The sequence below is a fragment of the Pseudomonas sp. LFM046 genome, from assembly GCF_000949385.2.
Classification (GTDB): Bacteria; Pseudomonadota; Gammaproteobacteria; order Pseudomonadales; family Pseudomonadaceae; genus Metapseudomonas.
The window spans coordinates 4901315-4922602 of sequence record NZ_JYKO02000001.1 but is presented as its reverse complement, the minus strand read 5'-3'; the positions used below and the strand labels follow the sequence as shown (position 1 = coordinate 4922602).

17 protein-coding genes and 1 rRNA gene are annotated in these 21288 nt (G+C 64.2%); 15 read left to right on the top strand and 3 right to left on the bottom strand.

Going from position 1 to position 21288, the window contains the following annotated elements; all coding sequences use genetic code 11:
• The first annotated feature begins 95 nt into the window (after positions 1-95).
• The 7 genes from pssA to TQ98_RS22685 all read left to right on the top strand — a co-directional run bounded on the left by pssA (position 96) and on the right by TQ98_RS22685 (position 7173).
• On the top strand, positions 96-911 hold the full coding sequence (gene pssA, locus TQ98_RS22715) for a CDP-diacylglycerol--serine O-phosphatidyltransferase (RefSeq protein ID WP_044874117.1): 816 nt from the start codon (positions 96-98) through the stop codon (positions 909-911).
• A 60-nt stretch (positions 912-971) separates the two neighbouring features.
• Entirely contained in the window at positions 972-1976 is a 1005-nt protein-coding gene (msrP, locus tag TQ98_RS22710) for a protein-methionine-sulfoxide reductase catalytic subunit MsrP (RefSeq protein ID WP_044874118.1), read from the top strand.
• Complete coding sequence (msrQ, locus tag TQ98_RS22705) at positions 1976-2608, top strand: protein-methionine-sulfoxide reductase heme-binding subunit MsrQ (protein ID WP_044874119.1); 633 nt, start codon at positions 1976-1978, stop codon at positions 2606-2608. Before msrP ends, msrQ begins: the two co-directional genes overlap by 1 nt.
• A gap of 694 nt (positions 2609-3302) precedes the next feature.
• Positions 3303-3418, top strand: a 5S ribosomal RNA gene (rrf, locus tag TQ98_RS22700).
• A gap of 198 nt (positions 3419-3616) precedes the next feature.
• The gene (locus TQ98_RS22695) at positions 3617-4279 is read left to right on the top strand and encodes a paraquat-inducible protein A (protein ID WP_044873475.1); all 663 of its coding nucleotides are present in this window, start codon (positions 3617-3619) and stop codon (positions 4277-4279) included.
• Positions 4266-4889: a paraquat-inducible protein A gene (locus TQ98_RS22690; RefSeq protein ID WP_044873476.1), complete on the top strand. Its 624-nt coding sequence runs from the start codon at positions 4266-4268 to the stop codon at positions 4887-4889. The genes TQ98_RS22695 and TQ98_RS22690 overlap by 14 nt, the downstream gene beginning before the upstream one ends.
• Positions 4882-7173, top strand: a complete 2292-nt coding sequence (locus TQ98_RS22685; protein ID WP_044873477.1) for an MlaD family protein — start codon at positions 4882-4884, stop codon at positions 7171-7173. Before TQ98_RS22690 ends, TQ98_RS22685 begins: the two co-directional genes overlap by 8 nt.
• 58 nt (positions 7174-7231) lie before the next feature.
• Here the strand turns inward: TQ98_RS22685 and mksF are convergent, their stop codons facing one another.
• Genes mksF through mksB form a run of 3 tightly spaced genes read right to left on the bottom strand, consistent with a single transcriptional unit; the run spans position 7232 to position 12032 of the window.
• A complete protein-coding gene (gene mksF, locus TQ98_RS22680) occupies positions 7232-10066 on the bottom strand; it encodes an Mks condensin complex protein MksF (RefSeq protein ID WP_103103054.1) in 2835 nt (944 codons plus the stop codon).
• Positions 10063-10773, bottom strand: a complete 711-nt coding sequence (gene mksE, locus TQ98_RS22675; RefSeq protein ID WP_044873480.1) for an Mks condensin complex protein MksE — start codon at positions 10771-10773, stop codon at positions 10063-10065. The genes mksF and mksE overlap by 4 nt, the downstream gene beginning before the upstream one ends.
• Entirely contained in the window at positions 10773-12032 is a 1260-nt protein-coding gene (gene mksB, locus TQ98_RS22670) for an Mks condensin complex protein MksB (RefSeq protein WP_044873481.1), read from the bottom strand. Before mksB ends, mksE begins: the two co-directional genes overlap by 1 nt.
• Before the next feature lie 236 nt (positions 12033-12268).
• On the opposite strand from mksB, the gene TQ98_RS22665 reads away from it, so the two are divergent.
• From TQ98_RS22665 to rimI, 8 genes are all read left to right on the top strand, one after another.
• Positions 12269-12877, top strand: a complete 609-nt coding sequence (locus tag TQ98_RS22665; RefSeq protein ID WP_044873482.1) for a hypothetical protein — start codon at positions 12269-12271, stop codon at positions 12875-12877.
• A gap of 177 nt (positions 12878-13054) precedes the next feature.
• On the top strand, positions 13055-14098 hold the full coding sequence (locus TQ98_RS22660; RefSeq protein ID WP_044873483.1) for a DUF6160 family protein: 1044 nt from the start codon (positions 13055-13057) through the stop codon (positions 14096-14098).
• Positions 14099-14100: 2 nt separating this feature from the next.
• Positions 14101-15129 (top strand): hypothetical protein, encoded by a 1029-nt coding sequence (locus TQ98_RS22655; protein ID WP_044873484.1) that lies wholly within the window; start codon positions 14101-14103, stop codon positions 15127-15129.
• Positions 15119-15727: a DUF6160 family protein gene (locus TQ98_RS22650; protein WP_044873485.1), complete on the top strand. Its 609-nt coding sequence runs from the start codon at positions 15119-15121 to the stop codon at positions 15725-15727. Before TQ98_RS22655 ends, TQ98_RS22650 begins: the two co-directional genes overlap by 11 nt.
• A gap of 10 nt (positions 15728-15737) precedes the next feature.
• The gene (locus TQ98_RS22645; RefSeq protein WP_044873486.1) at positions 15738-18062 is read left to right on the top strand and encodes a DUF6160 family protein; all 2325 of its coding nucleotides are present in this window, start codon (positions 15738-15740) and stop codon (positions 18060-18062) included.
• Positions 18063-18447: 385 nt separating this feature from the next.
• Positions 18448-19998 (top strand): 2-isopropylmalate synthase, encoded by a 1551-nt coding sequence (locus TQ98_RS22640; protein WP_044873487.1) that lies wholly within the window; start codon positions 18448-18450, stop codon positions 19996-19998.
• Complete coding sequence (locus TQ98_RS22635; protein ID WP_103103053.1) at positions 19995-20795, top strand: energy transducer TonB; 801 nt, start codon at positions 19995-19997, stop codon at positions 20793-20795. Before TQ98_RS22640 ends, TQ98_RS22635 begins: the two co-directional genes overlap by 4 nt.
• Positions 20792-21244, top strand: a complete 453-nt coding sequence (rimI, locus tag TQ98_RS22630; protein WP_044873488.1) for a ribosomal protein S18-alanine N-acetyltransferase — start codon at positions 20792-20794, stop codon at positions 21242-21244. Before TQ98_RS22635 ends, rimI begins: the two co-directional genes overlap by 4 nt.
• Positions 21245-21288: the final 44 nt, after the last annotated feature.

The following is a 21288-nucleotide window of genomic DNA, read 5'->3' as shown; positions in this document are numbered from 1 at the left end:
TGGCGACAGGGTTCTGGTATAAAGCCTGTCTTCCGGACGGTGCATCCTGGGTGCCCTGTCCTCCACACCTCGTATTCGTTGCAAGGATGTTGTTCATGAGTGAACGTCCCGAAGAGCCGAATCAGCCCACCGAAAGCGACAGCCTGCTGCCCATCGACGAGCACGTCGAGGAAGGTCAGGACGCGGACGGTCGTAAGGTCCGGCACCGCGGTATCTATCTGCTGCCCAACCTGTTCACCACTGCGAACCTGTTCGCCGGTTTCTACGCCATCGTCAACGCCATGAGCGGCAACTTCTCGGTGGCCGCTGCCACCGTCTTCGTCGCCATGGTGCTGGACAGCCTCGACGGCCGTGTTGCCCGTCTCACCAATACCCAGAGTGCCTTTGGCGCCGAGTACGACTCGCTGTCGGACATGGTCGCCTTCGGTGTAGCGCCGGCCTTGCTGGCCTTCGAGTGGGCGCTTAGCGGCTTGGGCAGCGTCGGCCTGACCGTTGCCTTCATCTATGTAGCGGGTGCTGCCCTGCGTCTGGCGCGTTTCAATACCCAGATCGGCAAAGTAGACAAGCGCTACTTCATTGGTCTTGCCAGCCCTGCCGCCGCAGGTGTCGTCGCGGGCACCGTCTGGGCCTTCAGCGATTTCGGCATCAAGGGGTCCAACATGTCCTTCATCGTCGCCCTGCTGGTCGCTCTGGCCGGCATGCTGATGGTGAGCAACATCAAGTTCTACAGCTTCAAGGACCTGGATCTGAAAGGGCGTGTCCCCTTCGTGGCGATCCTGGTGGTAGTGCTGGCTTTCGCGGTGGTATTCAGCGATCCGCCGCGCATCCTCCTGCTGATCTTCCTTGCTTACGCCGCCTCCGGCCCGGTGCAATACTTGCTCCAGCTGCGCCGTCGCAAGAAAGTAGAGTGATGTAATTTCCTCGCGGCTCCGCAGTCTACTGGGCATCCCAGCCCGAGTTGCGGAGCCGCCATGCTGATCCAGATCCCCCCTTCGTCCGCCTGCCGCGAGCACGAAGTCACGCCTGAAACCGTCTACCTCTCCCGACGTCGAGTGCTGGCTGCAGCCGGAGGGCTCGCTGCCATGGCCGCGTTGCCGGGTCGTGCCCAGGACGCTTCTTCCTATCCGGATGTGGAGCCGGCTTCAGCGCCCGCCTGGTTCTCCGAGAAGCTGGCTGCCACGCGCTGGCAGGCAGTTACGCCGGGGAACGAGTCGATTACTCCGTTCCAGGATGCTACCCACTACAACAACTTCTATGAGTTCGGCACCAATAAGGGCGATCCGGCTCGCTATGCAGACAAGATGCGTACCGAACCTTGGACGGTGCGCATCGATGGGGAGGTGGCCAGGCCTGGTACCTACTCGGTGGAGGATCTGCTCAAGCCCCATGGTCTGGAGGAACGCATCTACCGCCTGCGTTGCGTCGAGGCCTGGTCCATGGTGATTCCCTGGTTGGGATTTCCGCTTGCGGACCTGCTCAAGCGGGTGGAGCCGACCAGCAAGGCGAAGTACGTCAGCTTCGAAAGCCGGCTGGCGCCAGAAGAGATGGCCGGGGTGCGCTCAGGTTTCTCGCTGATCGATTGGCCTTACGTGGAAGGCTTGCGATTGGATGAGGCCATGCATCCGCTGACCATCCTTGCCGTGGGCATGTATGGGCGTGTTCTTCCCAATCAGAATGGAGCGCCGCTTCGCCTCGTGGTGCCCTGGAAGTATGGCTTCAAGGGCATCAAGTCCATTGTGCGGATCAGTCTCGTCAGCGAGCAGCCGCGCACTACTTGGCAATCGATAGCGCCTGAGGAATATGGCTTCTATTCGAACGTCAATCCTGAGGTGGACCATCCCCGTTGGAGCCAGGCCCATGAGCGGCGTCTCCCAAGCGGGCTGTTCAGCCCCAACATCGTGTCTACCCGTATGTTCAATGGCTATGACGAAGTGGCCAGTCTCTATACGGGGCTGGATCTGAGGAAGAACTACTGATGCGCTTCAAACTGTGGAGACTTTTCGTATTCCTGGTTGCGCCAATTCCGGTCGGCCTCTGGTTGTACCAGGCCTGGATCTTCGCCCTGGGGCCGGATCCGGGAAAGGTATTGGTCGATCGGCTGGGGTTGGGCGCGCTCTGGTTGCTGCTGATCACGCTGTCCATGACGCCGCTGCAGAGGCTGACCGGCTGGGGTGGGTGGATAGCAGTGCGCAGGCAGCTCGGTCTCTGGTGCTTCACCTACGTGGTTCTGCACATCAGTGGCTATACCGTGTTCCTTCTTGGGCTGGATATGCAGCAACTGCTCATCGATCTGGGTAAACGGCCTTATATTTTTGTCGGGGCTCTAGGGTTCAGCGGTCTGCTGGCGCTGGCCGTCACCTCCAACCGATTCAGCATTCGGCGTCTTGGGAAGCGTTGGAAGCAGCTGCATCGATTGGTCTACGCGATTCTGGCCATCGCATTGCTCCATATGCTTTGGGTGGTACGGGCAGATATGGCGGAGTGGTCTGGTTACGCTCTGACCGGTGCTTTGCTGATGCTCCTGCGGGTCCCGCCGGTCGAGCGCTTCCTGCCAAGGGCTATCGCGGCCCTCAGGCGGGATGACAAAAAGATTTCAATTAAGTGTTGACGGCAGATTTTGCATCCCTATAATGCGCCCCACTTCCGGCGCAGTCGCCAAGCAAAACTCCTTGATAATCAACGAGTTAAGTTGATGACGAAAGTGCTGGAAGGTTCGGCTTCAACCAGTTCGTCCAAGGCGAACGAAGTCGAAAAGAGGCGGTTGACAGCGAGTTTGAACGCTGTAGAATGCGCCTCCCGCTGACGAGAAGAGTGAATCGGATCGGAAGCGCAAGCGGTTGAGTAGAAACGAAAATTTCGAAAAAACAGCTTGACAGCAAGAACGGCTAGCGTAGAATGCGCGGCCTCGGTTGAGACGAAAGACTTGATCGAAACGCTCTTTAACAACTGAATCAAGCAATTCGTGTGGGTGCTTGTGAGGTAAGACTGATAGTCAACTGATTATCAGCATCACAAGTAACACTCGTGAATTCGAGAGTTTATTTGCGATTGCTGAGCCAAGTTTAGGGTTTTCTCAAAACCCAAGCAGTATTGAACTGAANGTGTGTAAGCGCTGTGAGGCGTTGAGCTAACCAATACTAATTGCCCGTGAGGCTTGACCATATAACACCCAAACAATCTGGTGATTGTTGCGTGTGGTGGTGAAGTCGATATAGACCGAAAATTTGCCAGAACCGCAAAAGCCAAACTTGTCACATACCTGATTCGGGGTCGCGTCCTGCGACGAGGCCCCTACCGAATTGCTTGACGACTATAGAGCGTTGGAACCACCTGATCCCATCCCGAACTCAGCAGTGAAACGACGCATCGCCGATGGTAGTGTGGAGCTTCTCCATGTGAGAGTAGGTCATCGTCAAGCTTCTATCCCAAACCCCCGATACGCCACGGCGTGTCGGGGGTTTGTCTTTGCGCGCGGGAAAGTGGGCGTGACGTGGGGAAGGTTGTCGCTCTTCACATAAAGGAACTGAGAGGGCGGTAGTTTGCGGAAACGCTTGGATCGCGACCGCATGGCGCCGCTCGTCTAGAATAGCCGCGTTACCCTGAGAGCCTTGCCGCCATGCCTGAACAGGCTGATGAACGTCCGCTGTCCGAACTTCCCCTGCATGCGCTGATTGCCTGCCACGAGTGCGACCTGCTGATGCGTCGCCCCGACGTGGGCGAAGAGCAGAAAGCCTGTTGCCCCCGCTGCGGCTATGAACTGGTGGTGCACCGCTCGCAGATGGAGCGACGTGCCCTGGCTCTGGTGTTCACCGCGCTGCTGCTGTTCGTCCCGGCCAACTTCCTGCCCATCATGAAGCTCAACATGCTTGGGCATACGACCCAGGACACCGTCTGGAGCGGCGTAGTCGGCCTCTACAACAACGGGATGGAAGGGGTGGCCGCGCTGGTCCTCCTGTGCAGCATGATCATTCCCCTGATCAAGCTGCTCTGCCAACTGGCGGTCCTGGTCTGTATCAATACCCGCTGGGCGCTGGGCACGGGTGTGAAGCTCTATCGCCTGTACCACCACCTGCGGGAGTGGGGAATGCTCGAGGTCTACCTCATGGGCATCCTGGTTTCCATCGTCAAGCTGATCGGCATGGCCGACCTCCACCTCGGCGTTGGCCTCGTCTGCTTTGTGGGGCTGCTGCTGTCCCAGGTCTGGCTGGAGGTGACCATGTCGCCGCACCAGGTCTGGGATGCCCTGGACCCCGAAGGACAATCCCATGCGCGCCATTGATGCCGGCATCATCGTCTGCGACGAATGCCATGAATTGAATCGCCCGGAGTCGGACGAGACCTACGGCAACTGCCGCCGCTGCGGTGCCACGCTCCACCCGCGCCGCCCCAACAGCCTCGCCCGCACCTGGGCTCTGCTGATCACCGCCGCGATCCTCTACATACCGGCCAACGTGCTGCCGATCATGACCGTGAACTTCCTCGGCAACGGCGCGCCCTCCACCATCATGGGCGGCGTGATCGAGCTGATCCACGCCGAGATGGTGCCCATTGCCCTGGTGGTCTTCGTGGCCAGCATCCTGGTGCCCACCTTCAAGCTGGTCGGCATCGCATTGCTGCTTTACTCAGTGCAGCGACGGCTGCCCATGTCGCCCAAGCAACGAATTCTGATGTACCGCTTCATCGAATGGATCGGTCGCTGGTCCATGCTGGATATCTTCGTCATCGCCATCCTTGTGGCGCTGGTGAACTTCGGCAACCTGGCCAGCATCGAAGCCAACCTGGGGGCGGCGGCCTTTGCTAGCGTTGTGTGCATCACCATGATCGCAGCAGTGACTTTCGACCCCAGGCTGATCTGGGACAACACCGATATGGACGACGAGAATGCCTGAGTTGCCAACGCCGAAAACCAAGAAAACCACCAGTTGGTCCGCCATCTGGGTATTACCGCTGCTGGCCTTGCTCATCGGCGGCTGGCTGGCTTGGAAGGCCATGAGCGAAGCCGGGATCGAGATCCAGATCCGCTTCGAGAACGGTGATGGCATCACGGTGGGCAAGACCCTGCTGATGTACAAGGGCATCCAGGTGGGCAAGGTCACCGACCTGCACATCAGCCAGGACATCAAGGGCGTGATCGCCACCGTAGAAGTGCTCAAGGAAGCCGAGCCCTACCTCAGCAAGGAAACCCGCTTCTGGCTGGTGCGCCCGCGGGTGTCCCTCGCCGGGGTGACCGGCCTCGAAACCCTGGTTTCCGGCATCTATATCGCGATCGACCCGGTGAAGGGCGAGCGCGAGCGGAATTACGTTGCCCTGCCGGAGCCGCCGCCGCTGTCCGACTCGCTGCCCGGCCTGCACCTGACCCTCAAGGCCGAGCGCCTCGGCTCCCTGGAACAGGGCAGCCCCGTGTATTACCGGCAGATCCAGGTCGGCCAGGTGAAGAGCTATCGGCTGGCCGAGGACCAGCGCACCGTCGAGATCAAGGTGCACATCGAGCAGCCCTATGCTCACCTCGTGCGCAAACACACGCGCTTCTGGAACGCCAGTGGTCTGAACGTCATGGCCGACTTCTCCGGGGTGAAGATTCGCACCGAGTCGATGCTCAGCATCATGGCCGGTGGCATCGCCTTCGCCACCCCGGAGCACCGCCAGGACAGCCCGCCCACCGACCCGAGCATCCCGTTCCGGCTGTATGACGGCTTCGAAGCGGCCGAGGCCGGCCTGCGCGTGCTGCTGCGCATGGACGACGTCAGTGGCCTGAACCCCGGCAGCACGCCGGTGATGTACAACGGCGTGCAGGTCGGCACCCTGAAGAAACTGGACATGGACAAGGACTTCACCGGCGCCACTGCCGAGCTGACCATGGAACCGCGCACCGAGGACTTCCTGGTCGACGGCACCGAGTTCTGGACGGTCAAACCGTCGATTTCGCTGGCGGGCATCACCGGAATCGAAGCCCTGGTGAAGGGTAACTACATCGCCGTGCGCTTCGCCCGCGAAGGCACACCGACCCGCGAATTCAAGGTGAGGCCCAAGGCACCGCCGCTGAACACCGACGCTCCCGGACTGCACCTTGTCCTGAGTAGCGACCGCCTCGGCTCCCTGGAAGTCGGCAGCCCCGTCCTCTACCGCCAGATCCGCGTGGGCAGCGTGCAGAGCTACCAGCTCTCCCGAGACCAGCAGCGCGTAGTGGTCGGCGTCCACATCGAGCCGGAGTTCGCCAAGCTGGTGAACGAGTCCACCCGCTTCTGGAATTCCAGCGGCGTGACCCTCAAGGGTGGGCTGTCGGGCGTCGAAGTGAAGAGCGAATCCCTGCAGACCCTGCTGGCCGGCGGCATCACCTTCAGCACCCCCGATCCCAAGGCCAAGCCGGTGACCCGGCCGCGTCGCTTCACCCTGTACGACGACGAGTCCCAGGCCATCGCCAAGGGCACCCTGGTCGAGATCGCCATTCCCCAGGCCGCGGGCGTCAAGGAAGGCACGCCGATCCGCTTCAAGGGCATCGATGTCGGTGAGGTGGAATCGGTGGTCCTGGCCAACGACCTGTCCGGCGTGCTGGTCAAGGCGCGCATCACCCAAGCGGCGGATCGCATCGCCCGCGCCGGTAGCCAGTTCTGGGTCGTGGGGCCGGAGCTCGGCCTGCTGCGCACGGCCAACCTGGACACCTTGGTCAGCGGCCCGTACCTGGAAGTGGAGCCCGCCGACAAACCCGGCAAGGCGCAGACCCGCTTCACGGTGCTGACCCAGGCGCCGGACCCGCTCCTGCGTCAGGCAGGGCTGCACATTACCCTCAGCGCGCCGCGTCGTGGCTCCATCAAGCCCGGCGTGATCGTCAGCTACCGCGAGGTACCGGTGGGCAAGGTGCTGTCCTATGAACTGGGCAACACCGCTGACCGCGTGTTCATCCACGTGCTCATCGAGCCGCGCTACGCGCCCCTGGTGCACAGCGGCAGCCGCTTCTGGCACTCCAGTGGTGTCGGTGTGGACGCCAGCCTGTTCGAAGGCGTGAAGGTCCGTACCGGCTCCCTGGAGACGATGGTGGAAGGCGGCATTTCCTTCGCCACGCCGAACGAGGCACAGATGGGCAACGTTGCCCTGAACGGCCAGACCTTCGCCCTCCATGACGATGCCGAGGACGAATGGCTGACCTGGGCGCCGAAGATCCCGCTGGCGAATTGACCGCCACCTAAAACAAAAGGGCCGCGATTGCGGCCCTTTTGCTTTTCCGGGGAAAGGATCAGGCGGGTTCGACCGCCTCGTCCTCTGCGTCCTGAGTGGCCTTGGCCACCTCGCGGCGCTTGATGAACTTCCAGTCCGCTTCGTCGATGTAGATGCCGTTGGGGCCGCTGCCGCCTTCCAGGTCGATGGCGACGTTGGCCGACACCTGCGGCTTCACCGACGCCAGGATAGGCGTGAAGCCCAACTGCTGGCTGGTCTCGATCAGCGCCTGCTGGTTGCGCTCGTCGATGTCCGCCGCCTCGTCGAGGTAGTAGGGCAGGCGGATGCGGCCGGCCTGCTCGCGGTCCATCAGGTGCAGGAGCAGGTACATGTTGGTCAGCGCCTTGATGGTCATCGTGGTGCCGTTGGAGGCGGCGCCATCGATGTCCGTGTGGATGACCGGCTGGCCGTGCACCTTGGTGATCTCGAAGGCCAGCTCGAACAGGTCCTTCAGGCCCAGCTGGTTGCCGTTGGCGGCCACCAGGCGAGCCAGGTACTCCTTGGCTTCCTCGTTCTTCGCATCCTGGTCGCTGGAGTTGGTCAGGTCGAAGACCGACAGGGTCTCGCCTTCCTCGTACTGGCCAGCACTGTGGATGATCTGGTCGATGTGGCGCAGGGCTTCCTTGTTCGGCGCGAGGACGATACGGAAGCTTTGCAGGTTGGAGACCTGGCGCTTGTTGATCTCGCGGTTGAACAGGGCCAGCTGGTGTTCCAGGTTGTCGTAGTCGCTGCGGATGTTGCGCAGCGTCCGGGCGATGTCGGTAACCGCCGCGCGACGAGCCTTGGCCAGGGTCAGGGCCTCGTCCTGGCGGTGGGCGTAGGCGTTGATCAGCAGCTGCAGGCGGCGCTCGGCGTCATCCTCGCTGTCGAACTTGGCCACACCCTTCAGGCGCACCTGGGCGTAGAGGGCTTCGATCTGGCCGTCGATACGCTGCAGCGCCTGCCAGGTGTCCTGGTAGTCGTTGAGCAGCGGCAGCAGGTTGTCCAGGCTGTCGTCCACCGGGTCCATGAAGGGCTTGCCGAAGGGCAGGTCGGCGGGTAGCAGCTGGCGGCGGCGCAGAGCGTCTTCCAGGGTGCGTTCCTTGGCTTCCAGGTCGGCCAGTTGGCGGCCCACCAGCTGCAGCTTGGCGGAGAGCTGCTGGACGCGCTCGGTGAAGGCGTCAGCGGAGCGCTTCAACTCGTCCTGGGTGGCTTCCAGTTGCGCCAGTTCTTCCAGCTTGGCCGGTTCTTCGGCGGTCAGGGTCTGGGCTTTGCGGAAGTCTTCCAGGGCCTTCTGGGCGTCCAGCACGTCCTGGTAAAGCTTCTCGGCCTGGGCTTTGCTCGCGGCACGGTCGGCGGCGACGGACTGCTGGGTGCGAAGCTGCTTCAGCTCGCGCTCCAGGCGGTCTTTCTGGTCACGCAGGGCGGCGCGGTCAGCCAGGGCCTGCAGGGCCGGCGGCTCGATATGGGACAGGTCGATGGACAGGCCGGGCACCTCGAACTGGCTGCCCTTGAACTGGTCGAGCACGGCTTCCAGGGTCTTCACCCAGGTGTCCTGGTCATCCAGCTCAATGCCTTTCTCGCCCAGGGGCAGGCTGAACAGCTGGCCGTTGAACAGGCGCATCAGGCGGTCCACGTCGGCCTGGCTGAATTCTTCACGCAGGCGCGAGTAGCTGTTGTTGTCGGCGTGGTCGAGCTGCTGCTTGACCGCCTTCAGGCGTTTTTCCAGGTCGCGCAGGCGCTCGTCCAGGTCCTCGGCGGAGAACTGGCGGGACTGGGCCAGGGCGCCGGCCAGCTCGTCGTGGGCGTCCTTGGCGGCCAGCAGTTGCTGCTCCAGTACCTTGGCGTCTTCCACCAGGGCGAAGCGGTTCTTCAGCACCGCGAGTTCACCCAGCCAGCGCTGGTTCTCGGTGATGGCGCGCTCCAGGCGCATCATTTCCTGGGTGCCGCCACGCTGCTCGTTCTGCAGGCCATCCTGCTCGCCGCGGTAGTGCTCAGCCTGGATCACCAGCTCTTCCTTGCGCGCACCGGCGTAGTCCTGCCAGGTGCCCAGCAGGGAGTCCAGCAGCGGGGAGATGCGGTGCAGCTTGCCGCGCAGGACCTCGCGCTGGGCCACGCCATTGGCCAGGGCTTCCACCAGCGGACCGGCCGCCACCAGGGCCTGGTAGTCCTGCTCCATACGGCGTACGTCGCGGAAGGCTTCTTCGCAGGCAGCGATGTAGTCCACGCTGCCCGAGCGCAGGCTGTGCTCGAAGGCATCGAGGAACAGCTGCTTGAGCTTGGCCGCGGTGATCTCACGCATGTGCAGCAGGTTGATGAACAGCGAGCGGAAGGTCTTCAGGCTCTGCTCGCTGGTGGAGCGCAGCGGGATCAGGGTCAGGTCCAGCGGAATGGACGTGTGACCACCCACCAGCAGGCGGCGCAGTTCATCGGGCTTGAGCTCGTAGGCCTTGATGCCCTCGCGCTCCAGGTTGTTGAACAGCTCGCGCTGACGCAGGCAGGTGCCGTCGCGCTGGTAATGGTCCAGGTCGAGCTCGCCACGGTAGGCGAAGAACTGGTGGCCGAAGCCGCCACCCGGGCCGCGACCGGCCACGCCGATCACGTGGGGGCCGTGGGGCAGGGAAACTTCGACGAGGATGTAGCTGGTGTCGGTGGCGAAGTAGAACTTGCGCGACTGCTCCAGGCTGTACTTGCCGAAGCTCATGTCCGACATGCGCGCCAGGATCGGGAACTGCAGCGCGTTGATCGAGGCCGACTTGCCGAGGTTGTTGGCGCCGTAGATCGACAGCGGGGTTTCCAGCGGGAACAGGCCCAGGCTGTATCCGGCGGTGTTCAGCAGGGCGAAGCGGCGGATGCCGTAGCGTTCCTGGCTCATGCGTCTTCCTCCTGGGCTGCGCGTTCTTCAGCCATGGCGCGGGCCAGGGCGTCTTCTTCGGACTCGTCGGCAGCTTCGCCGATTTCAGCGGTTTCGATGGGGATGATGGCGTCGCCGCTGTCGTCATCCATCAGCACCGGGGCGCGCAGCTCCAGGTCTGTGCTGTGCAGGCTGGCGGCCAGGTCGCGGTCGTGCTGCACGGCCAGGCACACATCGAGGAAGCGGTGCATGGGCGGCAGGAAGCGGTACACGCCGTTGCTGTCCTCGGCGAAACCGAGCTGGGTCAGGCGACGGATCACCTTCTCTTCCAGCTCTTCGTGAGTGGTCACTTCGGCCTGCATGAACAGGTCGCGGTACTTCTCCAGCAGGGCCGGCAGCTCGTCGCGGCCGATGCTGCCGCCATCGAGGACCGACAGCGGGTCGCGGCCCTGGTCGGCCAGGTGTTCCACCAGGATGAAGGTGAACAGCGCCAGGCGCTGGGCGGTCTTGTTCACCTGGGCGCCCATCTGCTCGGGCACGAAGTAGTAGAAGCCGCGCGGATCGCAGACCAGCTCGAAACCGAGCGCCTTGAACAGGGCGCGGTACTGGTCCTGCATGGTGGACAGCTGGGCGTAGCACTCCGGCTCGCTGCGGGAGAGGTGATAGCCCTTGAACAGCTCGCGGAAGATGGGCGCGAGCTGGGTCATTTCTTTCAGGTCGATATTCATCAGGAAGTCTTCTCGGCCGCAGCGGTGGGGCTCTTGATCAGGGCGTAGGAGCTCAGGCTGACCTGGTGCTCGGCGGTCAGGTATTCACGGCGTTCCAGGCGATCGCGTTGGAAGCGCGCATCGCGGGACAGTCGCGAGAACCAGTAGAGGAGTTCGTCGGTGGCGCCTTCCGGCTCCTGCTCCAGCAGCCAGACCATCAGGTCCGGCAGCGGCAGGGCCTGCTCGCAGCGGTCGAGCATTTCCCGCGCGGTCTTCGGCGAACGGGGCGCGGCGGCCTTGCGCGAGCCGCCGGATTTCGGGAAGTGCGCCGGCTTCGGCTGGAAGCGGGCCAGGGCGTAGACGTAAGCCTCCACCTGGGAGCCGCTGCCGAGGAAGGTGGTCTGGGGGCGGGTGAACAGCGGCATCGCCGCCTGGGGCACCGCATCCAGGCCCTTCTTGCGGATCACCGACAGCGCCAGGGCGGCGCCACGGGTCACGGCGTTGTGCCGGCGGGCTTCCTCCCGCAGCGGCAGCAGCAGCTCGCGGGCCTTGCGCAGGGTCAGCTGGGCGCTGGTCTGCATCTCCAGGATGCGCGCGTGGGTGCGCAGCAGCAGGTCGTCGTCCACCAGTTGGCCCAGGCGCTGCTGTTCGCCCAACAGGCGCAGCAGCACCTGCTCGACGCGGCGCACGCCTTGCTCGAAGGCGCCATCGGCGGCCACCAGCTGGATCATCGGCTCGACATACTCGTCCCAGGTGGCCAGCACTTCGGCATAACGCTGGCGCAGGGGAATCTGCCGGTCGCTGGTCTTGGCGCGGTCGGCCACGGCCACCAGGGCCTGCTCGTCGTTGTCGAGCTTCTTCAGTACGTCGCGAACGCGCATGTCGAGCAGGCGCAGCTGGCGGGCCAGGTCATTGCCGTCGCGAATCTCGAAGGCTTCCTGGATATAGCCGGCGAGGCGCTCCAGGTGACGCAGGTAGGCTTCGATCTCCAGGCACAGGCCCAGGCGGTGTTCGCGCCGCAGGTAGGCGAGGAAGTCGTGGATCTGCGCGTTCAGCTCGAAGCGGTTCGGGCTCTTGGCCACGGGAACCAGGATGTCCAGGCGCACCCAGAGGTCGAGCAGGGCGGTGATGTCGGTGGGCGTGCCCTCCGGCAACTGGCCGGCGAGCTGCACGCGCAGTTCAACCAGGCTCAAGGTGCCGGTATCGAAGCGCTCGCAGAGCGGCTCGAGCAACGTCCAGTGTTCGGCTAGGGCGCGCAGTACGCGCTTGGGATCGATCATCGATTGGCCGGGTTCGCTGAAAAAAGAGGCGATTGTACTTCAGGTTGAAGGTTGCGATTGAGACTCAACCGATCAGAGGAGCGACGCTCGTCGCGGGGTGACGTTTTTGGGCAGTTTGCGACTGGCGGCGTGTCGTCAACGGCCGGGAAATGTGCCGCAAGTCTCATTCAAGTGCTTGAATTCATTGGCATGTTTTCTGCGTTAGAGCAACGGTACGCTGCCCGACCGCAAGGACCATGAGCCTCGACTACGCCTTTCCCGCCGAATCCCGCTGGGCCGAACTGGAACGCCAGACCTGCCTGGATTGGGACCTTGACGCCCTCACCAGCCGGCAGGAAGCCATCGACTTCCTGCTGCGCTTCGAGAACCGCCTCTGCGTCTACTCGGCCTTTGTCGAAAAGCTCTACAGCAACTACAGCTTCGTGGTGCCGGAGGAGGAGCACGGCAGCATCACCATCCTCCCCGACGAGCGCGCCTGGCACGACACCTTCCACGAAATTCCCGTCGACGCCGTCTTGCCCACCGGCATCCACATCCTCCCCGGCGAGGTGCTGGGCGAAACCGGCCTCTACCTCAAGATCCCCGGCGAACACCGCTTGAGCCCTTCGCACGAATTGCCCTTCCAGGATGGCCTCAAGCTGTTGATCCAGCGTTACCAGGCGCGTGGTCAGCAGTTCCTGCCGGTCCTGGCCAAGGGCGACCTGCGCGAGTACGAGGCGCGCATGCCCTCGCTGCCCCTGCACCGCATCGATGTGGCCCGCCTGAAACAACACTCGCGGTTGGACGTGGAGAACATCAAGGGCGCCATCGCCGAGCACCTGATCGGCCTGTTCCGCCAGGCCTGAACAACCTGGCGTTACCCGGTTGTGGCAATGGGTAACAGCGCGCCTTCGGCAGCCGCGACCCCGTTGGATTCAACTCGACTATGGGTCGGGACGCTTCCCGCCCGGCCTCCCTATAGTGGCTAGCAAGGGGACGAGCCTTCGTCGTTAGCCCATACAAGAACAATCAGGGAAGTCGCCATGCGTTCGATACCGCTTCCAGCCAGGCAACTGACCGCTGCTGTGCTCGCCGGGGTACTGTCCGTGTCCGTTGCCCAGGCGCGGATGGAGGAACTGGCCGACAGCGAGCTGTCCAACGTCACCGGCCAGGCCTTCATCAACCTGACCACCGACGCCAATGCCGGGATCAACTACACCCGCGTCAACTTCGGCGTGAACGTCGACACCCAGCTGAACATCAAGAAACTCCAGCTCGGCCAATACAACGACGCGGTGACCCGGCCGGGCGAAGTCGCCGGTTCGTCCGACATCCTGATCAACCACTTCGCCCTGGGCACGGTCAACGCCGATGGCTCGGTAAACCCCTTCAAGATCGCCAACCCCTTCGTCGAACTGGCCTACAACGGCAACAAGGTGGTGGGCGTGCGCATCGGCTTCGGCGAATCCAAGGGCACGCTCTCCGGCGACATCCAGAGCCTGACCGGCAACATCCCGGTGCACATCAAGGGCACCGGCAACGCCATCTATGACAAGTCCAACTTCGCCCAGCAGACCGCCCTGTTCCTGGCGGGCGTGTATCGCAGCAGTACGATGGAGGCCGACGCGCAGCTGGTGACCTCCGGCGGCGAAGCGGACTCTATCCGCGCCACCCAGTCCGGCATCAAGAACGGCGACGGCCTGACCTGCACCGCAGGCTGCGCCGGTGGCTGGACCGATGCCCTGCTGGGGGCGTTCGCGTCCAGCAACTGCAGCATCCTCGGCATCGCCACCTGCTTCCCGCTGTCCCAGTTCCAGTCCCTGCCGGTGGGCAACACCGCCAACATGGCAAACATGGAAGGCGCCGCCCGTGGCTTCTTCATCTCCTTCCAGACCCAGGACCTGGCCTGGAAGGACATGGATCGCAATGCCTTCATCACCGCCCTCAAGGGCGCCTTCATGAACATGCCCAAGTACAAGGATGCCAACGGCAACCTGGTGGCGCCGATCAACATCAACTTCGACCAGGCCTTCAACGGCATTCCGCGGCAGGACACCTGCCTCGGCACGGCCACGGCGGGGTGCTGAGCATGAGCAGGGCCGCCGTGATCCTGCTGTCGCTGGCCGCCGCCACGGCGCAGGCCGAACTCAAGGCGCTGGACGATGCGGAGCTGTCCAGCGTGGAAGGTGCGGGCATCGGCTTCGTGCTGGACAACATCCTGCTGGATGCCACCAACGCCACCATCACCATCAACGACATCACCAACGGCAGCGGGCAGAACGTGCCGATCTCGGTGAAGGAGTTCTACCTCGGCGCCACCGGCAGCAACAAAGGGGCGAGCCTCAGCCCGGTGACCATCGGCCGGCTCAACCATCCCTTCGCCCTCAACCTGGCCAAGGGCGAGTCCATGCTGACCCTGCGGGACGACGGCCAGTGGGTGCAGACCACCCCGAGCAATGTCACCGTCCTCGAATTCATGTTCCCCGAACGCCTCACCGGCGCGGCCGGTCAGCCCTGCATCGCCGGGTTCGCGGCGGCGGGCAACAGCTGCTCCAGCCGCGCCAGCGAAAAGGTCGACCTCGGCATCCGCTTCGACTTCCAGGTTGCCGCCGGCCGCACCGACATCCTCAACCTGGACTTCGCCGAACTGTCGATGGACGGCTCCTACCTGCGCCTGTGGGGCGACAGCACGCGGAACCAGATGGTCGGCGAGGCGCGGATCAACCTCTTCGCCAAGAGCATGCAGATCATGAGCTGCGCGGCGAACACCAGCGGCTGCACCACGGCCACCGAGCAGCGCGACCGCACCATCTTCCTCAACGACGCCTACGCCAACATCTCCCTCGGCTACGGCAAGAGCCAGCCGCTGCTGTTCGACGTGAGCAGCAACGGCCAGTTCGTCCTTGAGCTGCCCAATCCCACCGCCTCCGGCACTACCCAGGCACAGAAGGACGCCCTGGCCACTGATTTCTACGCCAACGCGCCGCGCACCAACATCGTGATCAACAGCCTCAAGGTCGGCAGCGGCGACTTCAGCAGCGGTGGCTACAACTTCGGCTACAACGCCATCCAGGGCCTCGGCATCAACTACCTCAAGGTGACCAGCCATGATCTCTAGGCCGCTTTGCCTGGCTGCGCTGCTGGCGCTGCCGCTGCTTGCCCACGCTGAACTCCAGGCGCTGGAGGACAGCGACCTGAGCCGCATGAGCGGGCAGGGTGGCGTCTATCTCTCCGGCGAGTTCAGCATCAACAAAAATGGCGGGGTGCTCTGGAATACCCCGGCCTCCAACGACCCGGCCACCTGGACGGTCAACCAGCGCAGCTGCGCCGCCGCTGGCGCCAGTACCCCGGAAAGCTGCGGCCTGCGCCTCGCCATCCGCGCCGAGCAGAATGGCGGCTGGTACGTGCTGGACAACCTCAAGGGCATCTTCAGCTTCGAGGGCCTGACCCTGACTACCCGCACCATCAACAGCGGATTCGGTGGCGATGGCGCCGGTTTCAACCAGGACGTGCTGGACTTCGGCCTGCCCAACGAGATGCGCTTCAAGAACGGCAGCTACACCTTCGCCGTGGCCAACGAGGGCGGCTGGCGGAACAAGGCCGGCACCATCGCCAACGGCGGCAGCCCCAGCTATCAGCAGACCATCGTCTTCTCGGCCAAGATCGACGGCACCCTGCGCATGCAGGGCAGCGTGCTGATCTTCCCGAAGAACTGAGGAGCCGACCATGCGCCCAGCCCCCTTGCTGCTTGGCCTGCTCCTCGCCTCCCAGGCCCAGGCCATGGAAGCGCTGGACGACTCCGCCATGTCCTCGGTCAGCGGGCAGGGCGGCCTCAGCCTGGAAACCTCCAGCCAGGGCTGGTCGGCCACTTCCGTCAGCTACGGCCAGGACGGCCGCAGCCTGAGCCTGAAGGGCGTCAGCAACGGTGCCGCCACGGGCACCACCAGCACCTCGAACACCACCCTGGATGTCGAGGGCGGCCAGCTGCGGGTCCAGCACAGCACCAGTCCCCAGGTGCTGGCGGTGAACAACATCGAGATGGACGGCAGCAGCAAGAGCTTCGGCGCCTTCCGCGCCTTCTACACGCTGGGCGCCACCCTGAACCTCAGGGGCGGCGGGGCCAGCGGCGTCAGCGGCATCTCCGTGGACGAAAGCCGGCTATCCCTCACCGATGTGACCTTCTACTACCGCGACAACGGCTTCGACCTCATCGTCAAAGGGCTCTCCTTCGACACCTACCTGGACAACGCCTACCTCGACATCGTCAGCGGCGGCACTGGCCAGGAGGTCAAGCTGAACCTGGGGGATGCCCGCTTCGTCGGCACCATCGGCGGCATCAGCCTCGACCTCGCCCACGGTGACCCCACCGCCTCCCCGGCAACGCCCGGCGCGCCAGACCTGCGCGACCCCAACGCCAGCCGCAGCTTCGGCACGCTGACCATGGACCTGCGTCTTGGCGGCAGCCTCAGCGTCGCCAGCGGTGGCGCCAGTGGCGAAGGCATCCGCATCCGTCCGGACCTCACCATCGGCAGCAGCCTGTTCCAGTATCAGGACGAGGGCATCCTGCGTGCCGAGAACTTCTCCGGCACCCTGCGCAGCCTCAGCGGCCTGACCCTTGACCTGGCCCAGGACGTGGGCGGCAGTTATGCACAGTTGGCGTTCCAGGACCTCAAGCTGAACGCCACCCTGGGCGGCCTGATCCTCGGCAACCCCACCAACCAGAAGCTCGGCAGCCTGGCCATCGACCTCAACTTCGTCGACGAAGGCGCCCGGCAGAACTGGCTGAAACTGCGTCCGGGCGGCGACCCCAACTCCGGCACCAAGGGCCTGACCGCCGACATCAGCTGGAACATGGCCAACAGCTCGGTTTCCCTGACCGATAACGGCAACAGCATGTGGTTCAGCGGCCTGCGCACCAACGGCACCGGCCAGCTCACCCTGGACCTGACCAGAAGCTGCGCGGGTGGGGCGAGCACCGGCTGCTACGCCGGCACCCAGAGCGACATGAGCAAGGGCAGCTACAACGGCCATTTCGACGGCCTGCGCATCGGCCTTTCCAACATCAAGGGCGGCTACAGCTTCGACGGCCTGCGGGTGGGTTCGGCCAACGCCCCGCTGCAAGGCGGCACCGAATTGCTGGTGCTGATGGAAATCTTCCCGGCCTACGACTTCACCCTGAACGGCCAACTGGCGCTGCTGCCGGGCGGCAGCAGCGGGGATGGCCTGCGTTACAACGGCGACCTGTTCTTCACCGACGCCCGCGCCGCCATCACCGTGGACGAAAACGGCAAGGGCCTGTGGCTGGCCGGCACCAATTACGACATGCACTTCCGCGACGGCTCGGTGGACGTGAGCAACAACGGCGTGGAGCTGCGCAAGGGCACCTATTGGTCGAAGCTGGAAGTCAGCGACCTGCGTTGGGGCGACCGCAACACCGGCACCAGCCTCGGCCGGCTGGTGCTCAAGCGCTACGAGCAGGGCTCCACGCTGGCGCTGAGCTCCGGCGGCGCTGGCGCCCTGTGCGTGGGCGGCAGCGGCGCCAATGCCGGGGCGTGCTCCGCCAGCGGCGGGCGCTGGGAGGACCGGGGCAACGAAGGCGTATCGGTGAAGCTGAAGAACGTCTTCGTCCGCGACTCCGCCGTGGAAAGCAGCAGCAACGGCGTCGCCACGGACGAGAAGCGCAACCAGGTGGTCTGGGAAACCAACCGCGTCAACGGCGCCGCCGGCACCGGCAGCCAACTGGTTGTGGATAACTTCTACACCTCCGACGGCAACCCCAACGACCCCAACGCCAACACCTACGGCTTCAACGCCGACATCAACCTCGACGTGGCCCCCACCAAGGTCTGCACCAAGAACGGCGGCAGCTGCACCCCGGTCAACCCCGACCCCCTGGGCTTCGCCGTGAACGGCCGCATCCACTTCAAGGAAATCAACGTCGACCGTCTGCAACACGTCCACCCCACCGGCGGCGCCGTCACTTCCATGTACGGCATCAAGGTGCAGAACGCTGATATCAGCGCCAACCTGACGGCTACGCCGATCAACTGATCGGAGGGGGAGGGGGCAATTCGTAGGATGGGTAGAGCGGAGCGAAACTCATCAATGGGAGTCGATGGGTTTCGCAGGCTCTACCCATCCTACGGCGGCTCCTCAGGCCCCAGCCCTTCGTTGTAGGAGCGAATTCATTCGCCAAGGGCAGCGCAGCAGCCCCCAGGGACCTGCAAAGGCAGCCCTTCGGCCTGCTTGGCGAATGAATTCGCCCCTACAGCTGTTTCCCGACTCCGCCCTGCCCAGGACTCACCCGCCCACCGACCTTTCCGCCCACCGCTTTTCACGCCACAATTCCCTGATCTGGAGCCGTCGCCACAAGCAGTCCGGCACCATCAGCCTGAGCCCCGGCCGCACGCACGGTGGGGCCGTGAGGAGCGAGACAATGAGCAATAACGATCGCGTCATCATCTTCGACACCACCCTGCGCGACGGCGAGCAGAGCCCCGGCGCTTCCATGACCAAGGAAGAGAAGCTGCGCATCGCCAAGGCGCTGGAACGCCTGCGGGTGGACGTGATCGAGGCCGGCTTCGCCATCGCCAGCCCCGGCGACTTCGAGGCGGTCAAGGCCATTGCCGACAGCATCAAGGACAGCACCGTGTGCAGCCTGTCCCGCGCCGTGGATGCCGATATCGACCGTGCCGCCGAAGCCTTGGCGGGCGCCAATTCCGCGCGTATCCACACCTTCATCGCCACCAGCCCCATCCACATGCAGTACAAGCTGCGTATGCAGCCGGATCAGGTGGTGGAGCAGGCCGTCCGTGCGGTCAAGCGCGCACGCAACCTGTGCGAAGACGTGGAATTCTCCTGCGAAGACGCCGGCCGCTCCGAGATCGACTTCCTCTGCCGCATCATCGAGGCCGCCATCGACGCGGGCGCCCGCACCATCAACATCCCCGACACCGTGGGCTACGCCATCCCGCACCAGTACGCGGAGACCATGCGCCAGCTGTTGCAGCGCATCCCCAATGCCGACAAGGCCATCTTCTCTGTGCACTGCCACAACGACCTGGGCCTGGCCGTGGCCAACTCCCTGGCTGCGGTGGCCGTCGGTGCCCGCCAGGTGGAATGCACCATCAACGGCCTGGGCGAGCGCGCCGGCAACGCCGCGCTGGAAGAGATCGTCATGGCCATCAAGACCCGCCAGGACGTGCTCGGCGTCTACACCAACATCGACACCCCGCACATCCTCAGCACCTCGCGCATGGTGTCCGGCATCACCGGCTTCCCGGTGCAGCCGAACAAGGCCATCGTCGGCGCCAACGCCTTTGCCCACGAGTCGGGCATCCACCAGGACGGTGTGCTCAAGCACCGCGAGACCTACGAGATCATGTCCGCCCAGTCGGTCGGCTGGAACACCAACAAGATGGTGCTGGGCAAGCACTCCGGGCGGAACGCCTTCCGTACCCGCCTCGACGAACTGGGCATCCAACTGAGCACCGAGGCCGAGCTGAACGCCGCCTTCGCCCGCTTCAAGGAACTGGCGGACAAGAAGCACGAAATCTTCGACGAAGACCTGCAGGCGCTGGTCTCCGACACCCTGGGCGAGGAAGCCCCGGAACACTTCAAGCTGGTCTACCTAGAGGTTGCCTCCAAGACCGGCGAAGTGCCCCAGGCCAAGCTGGTGCTGGCCATCGACGGCGTGGAGCAAGGCTCCAGCGCCGAAGGCTCCGGCCCGGTAGACGCCACCTTCAAGGCCATCGAAAGCCTGGCGGGCTCCGACTCCAACCTGCAGCTCTACTCGGTCAACGCCATCACCCAGGGCACCGATTCCCAGGGCGAAGTGACCGTCCGCCTGGAAAAAGGCGGACGAATCGTCAACGGAAATGGTGCGGATACCGATATAGTTGTCGCTTCCGCCAAGGCCTACCTCAATGCGCTGAACCTGATGCAGGCAGGCGTGCGCAAGGCTCATCCACAGGTTGCTGACGTTTGATAGCTGAACACCGTCGTCGCGCGTATCTCGATGCCATGCAGGTAGCCACCTGGCTACCCCGCGTGGCATTGCCCTTTGCCGCGCCCTCCAATCCCGAACTGCTGGCGCCGGTCCCGGAACCCGTCCTGGAAGACGCGCCGGCACCCGTCGCCGAGGCCGCACCCAGCGCCCCGGCCGCCGAAGCGCACCCGACCACCACCGTGCGGGCGAAGATCGAGGTTCCCCGCCCCGGCAGCGCCCCACGCGCTGCGGTCGAGCCCGAACCCGAGGCCAGCCCCGAGCCCGAAGCCTCGCCGGCCAAGGTGGAAGTGCTGCCGCCGCCGCGCTTCTCCCTGCAGCTGCTGCGGGCCGGCAATTGCCTGCTGCTGGTGGAACTGCCGACCGGCGAACCCTTCCAGAGCCGCGACCCGGCCTACCTGCTGCTGAAAGACCTGCTGCGTGCCGCCGGCCTGCCGGACAGCCCGCAGATCCTCGGCGAGCCGGTGCGCTGGCCGCTCCTTGCCCGCAGCAGCATGGATCAGGGCCCGGACGCCGCCCGCGACTTCGTCCAGGGCTTTGTCGGCATGCGCGTGGAAGAGCAGGGCGATTGCGCCTGCCTCTGGCTGGTGGGCCTGCCGGCGGTGCGCTTCGCCGGTGAAGCCGACGCTGGCGCCTACAATCGTGAACTGCAGGTCGAAGGCCTGGGCGCCGCCTGGGCCCTGCCGGGCCTGGAACTGCTGATGGACGAGCCCGAGCGCAAGGGCGAACTCTGGCAAGCGATGCGCCGTGTGATGCGCCGCTGGAAGACCACCGAATGACCGATGCCGTTTCCTTCCGCCCGATGACCGAGGCGGATCTCGATGCTGTTCTGAAAATCGAATTCGCCGCCTTCAGCCACCCCTGGACCCGCGGCATCTTCACCGACAGCCTCAAGTCCTACGACTGCTGGCTGATGTTCGAAGGCGGCCAGCAGGTCGGCCATGGCGTCATCAACGTCATCGTCGGCGAGGCCCATCTGCTGAACATCACCGTCAAACCCGAAAGCCAGGGGCGCGGCCTCGGCCTGCGCCTGCTAGAGCACCTGATGGACCGCGCCCGCGAACTCGAGGCGGCGGAATGCTTCCTCGAAGTGCGAGCCAGCAACCAGTCCGCCTACCGCCTTTACGAGCGCTACGGCTTCAACGAAATCGGCCGGCGCCGCGACTACTACCCCGCAGTCGGCGGCCGTGAAGACGCCCTGGTGATGGCCTGCACGCTGATCGATTGAGCCCCGTGCAGGCCATTGCCAAAGCTCCCGACGCTCCGTAAGGT

Bases quoted from the DNA above. Each gene is read 5' to 3' on its own strand.
- pssA (WP_044874117.1), top strand. From the start codon at position 96: ATGAGTGAACGTCCCGAAGAGCCGAATCAGCCCACCGAAAGCGACAGC.
- msrP (WP_044874118.1), top strand. From the start codon at position 972: ATGCTGATCCAGATCCCCCCTTCGTCCGCCTGCCGCGAGCACGAAGTC.
- msrQ (WP_044874119.1), top strand. From the start codon at position 1,976: ATGCGCTTCAAACTGTGGAGACTTTTCGTATTCCTGGTTGCGCCAATT.
- TQ98_RS22695 (WP_044873475.1), top strand. From the start codon at position 3,617: ATGCCTGAACAGGCTGATGAACGTCCGCTGTCCGAACTTCCCCTGCAT.
- TQ98_RS22690 (WP_044873476.1), top strand. From the start codon at position 4,266: ATGCGCGCCATTGATGCCGGCATCATCGTCTGCGACGAATGCCATGAA.
- TQ98_RS22685 (WP_044873477.1), top strand. From the start codon at position 4,882: ATGCCTGAGTTGCCAACGCCGAAAACCAAGAAAACCACCAGTTGGTCC.
- mksF (WP_103103054.1), bottom strand. From the start codon at position 10,066: ATGAGCCAGGAACGCTACGGCATCCGCCGCTTCGCCCTGCTGAACACC.
- mksE (WP_044873480.1), bottom strand. From the start codon at position 10,773: ATGAATATCGACCTGAAAGAAATGACCCAGCTCGCGCCCATCTTCCGC.
- mksB (WP_044873481.1), bottom strand. From the start codon at position 12,032: ATGATCGATCCCAAGCGCGTACTGCGCGCCCTAGCCGAACACTGGACG.
- TQ98_RS22665 (WP_044873482.1), top strand. From the start codon at position 12,269: ATGAGCCTCGACTACGCCTTTCCCGCCGAATCCCGCTGGGCCGAACTG.
- TQ98_RS22660 (WP_044873483.1), top strand. From the start codon at position 13,055: ATGCGTTCGATACCGCTTCCAGCCAGGCAACTGACCGCTGCTGTGCTC.
- TQ98_RS22655 (WP_044873484.1), top strand. From the start codon at position 14,101: ATGAGCAGGGCCGCCGTGATCCTGCTGTCGCTGGCCGCCGCCACGGCG.
- TQ98_RS22650 (WP_044873485.1), top strand. From the start codon at position 15,119: ATGATCTCTAGGCCGCTTTGCCTGGCTGCGCTGCTGGCGCTGCCGCTG.
- TQ98_RS22645 (WP_044873486.1), top strand. From the start codon at position 15,738: ATGCGCCCAGCCCCCTTGCTGCTTGGCCTGCTCCTCGCCTCCCAGGCC.
- TQ98_RS22640 (WP_044873487.1), top strand. From the start codon at position 18,448: ATGAGCAATAACGATCGCGTCATCATCTTCGACACCACCCTGCGCGAC.
- rimI (WP_044873488.1), top strand. From the start codon at position 20,792: ATGACCGATGCCGTTTCCTTCCGCCCGATGACCGAGGCGGATCTCGAT.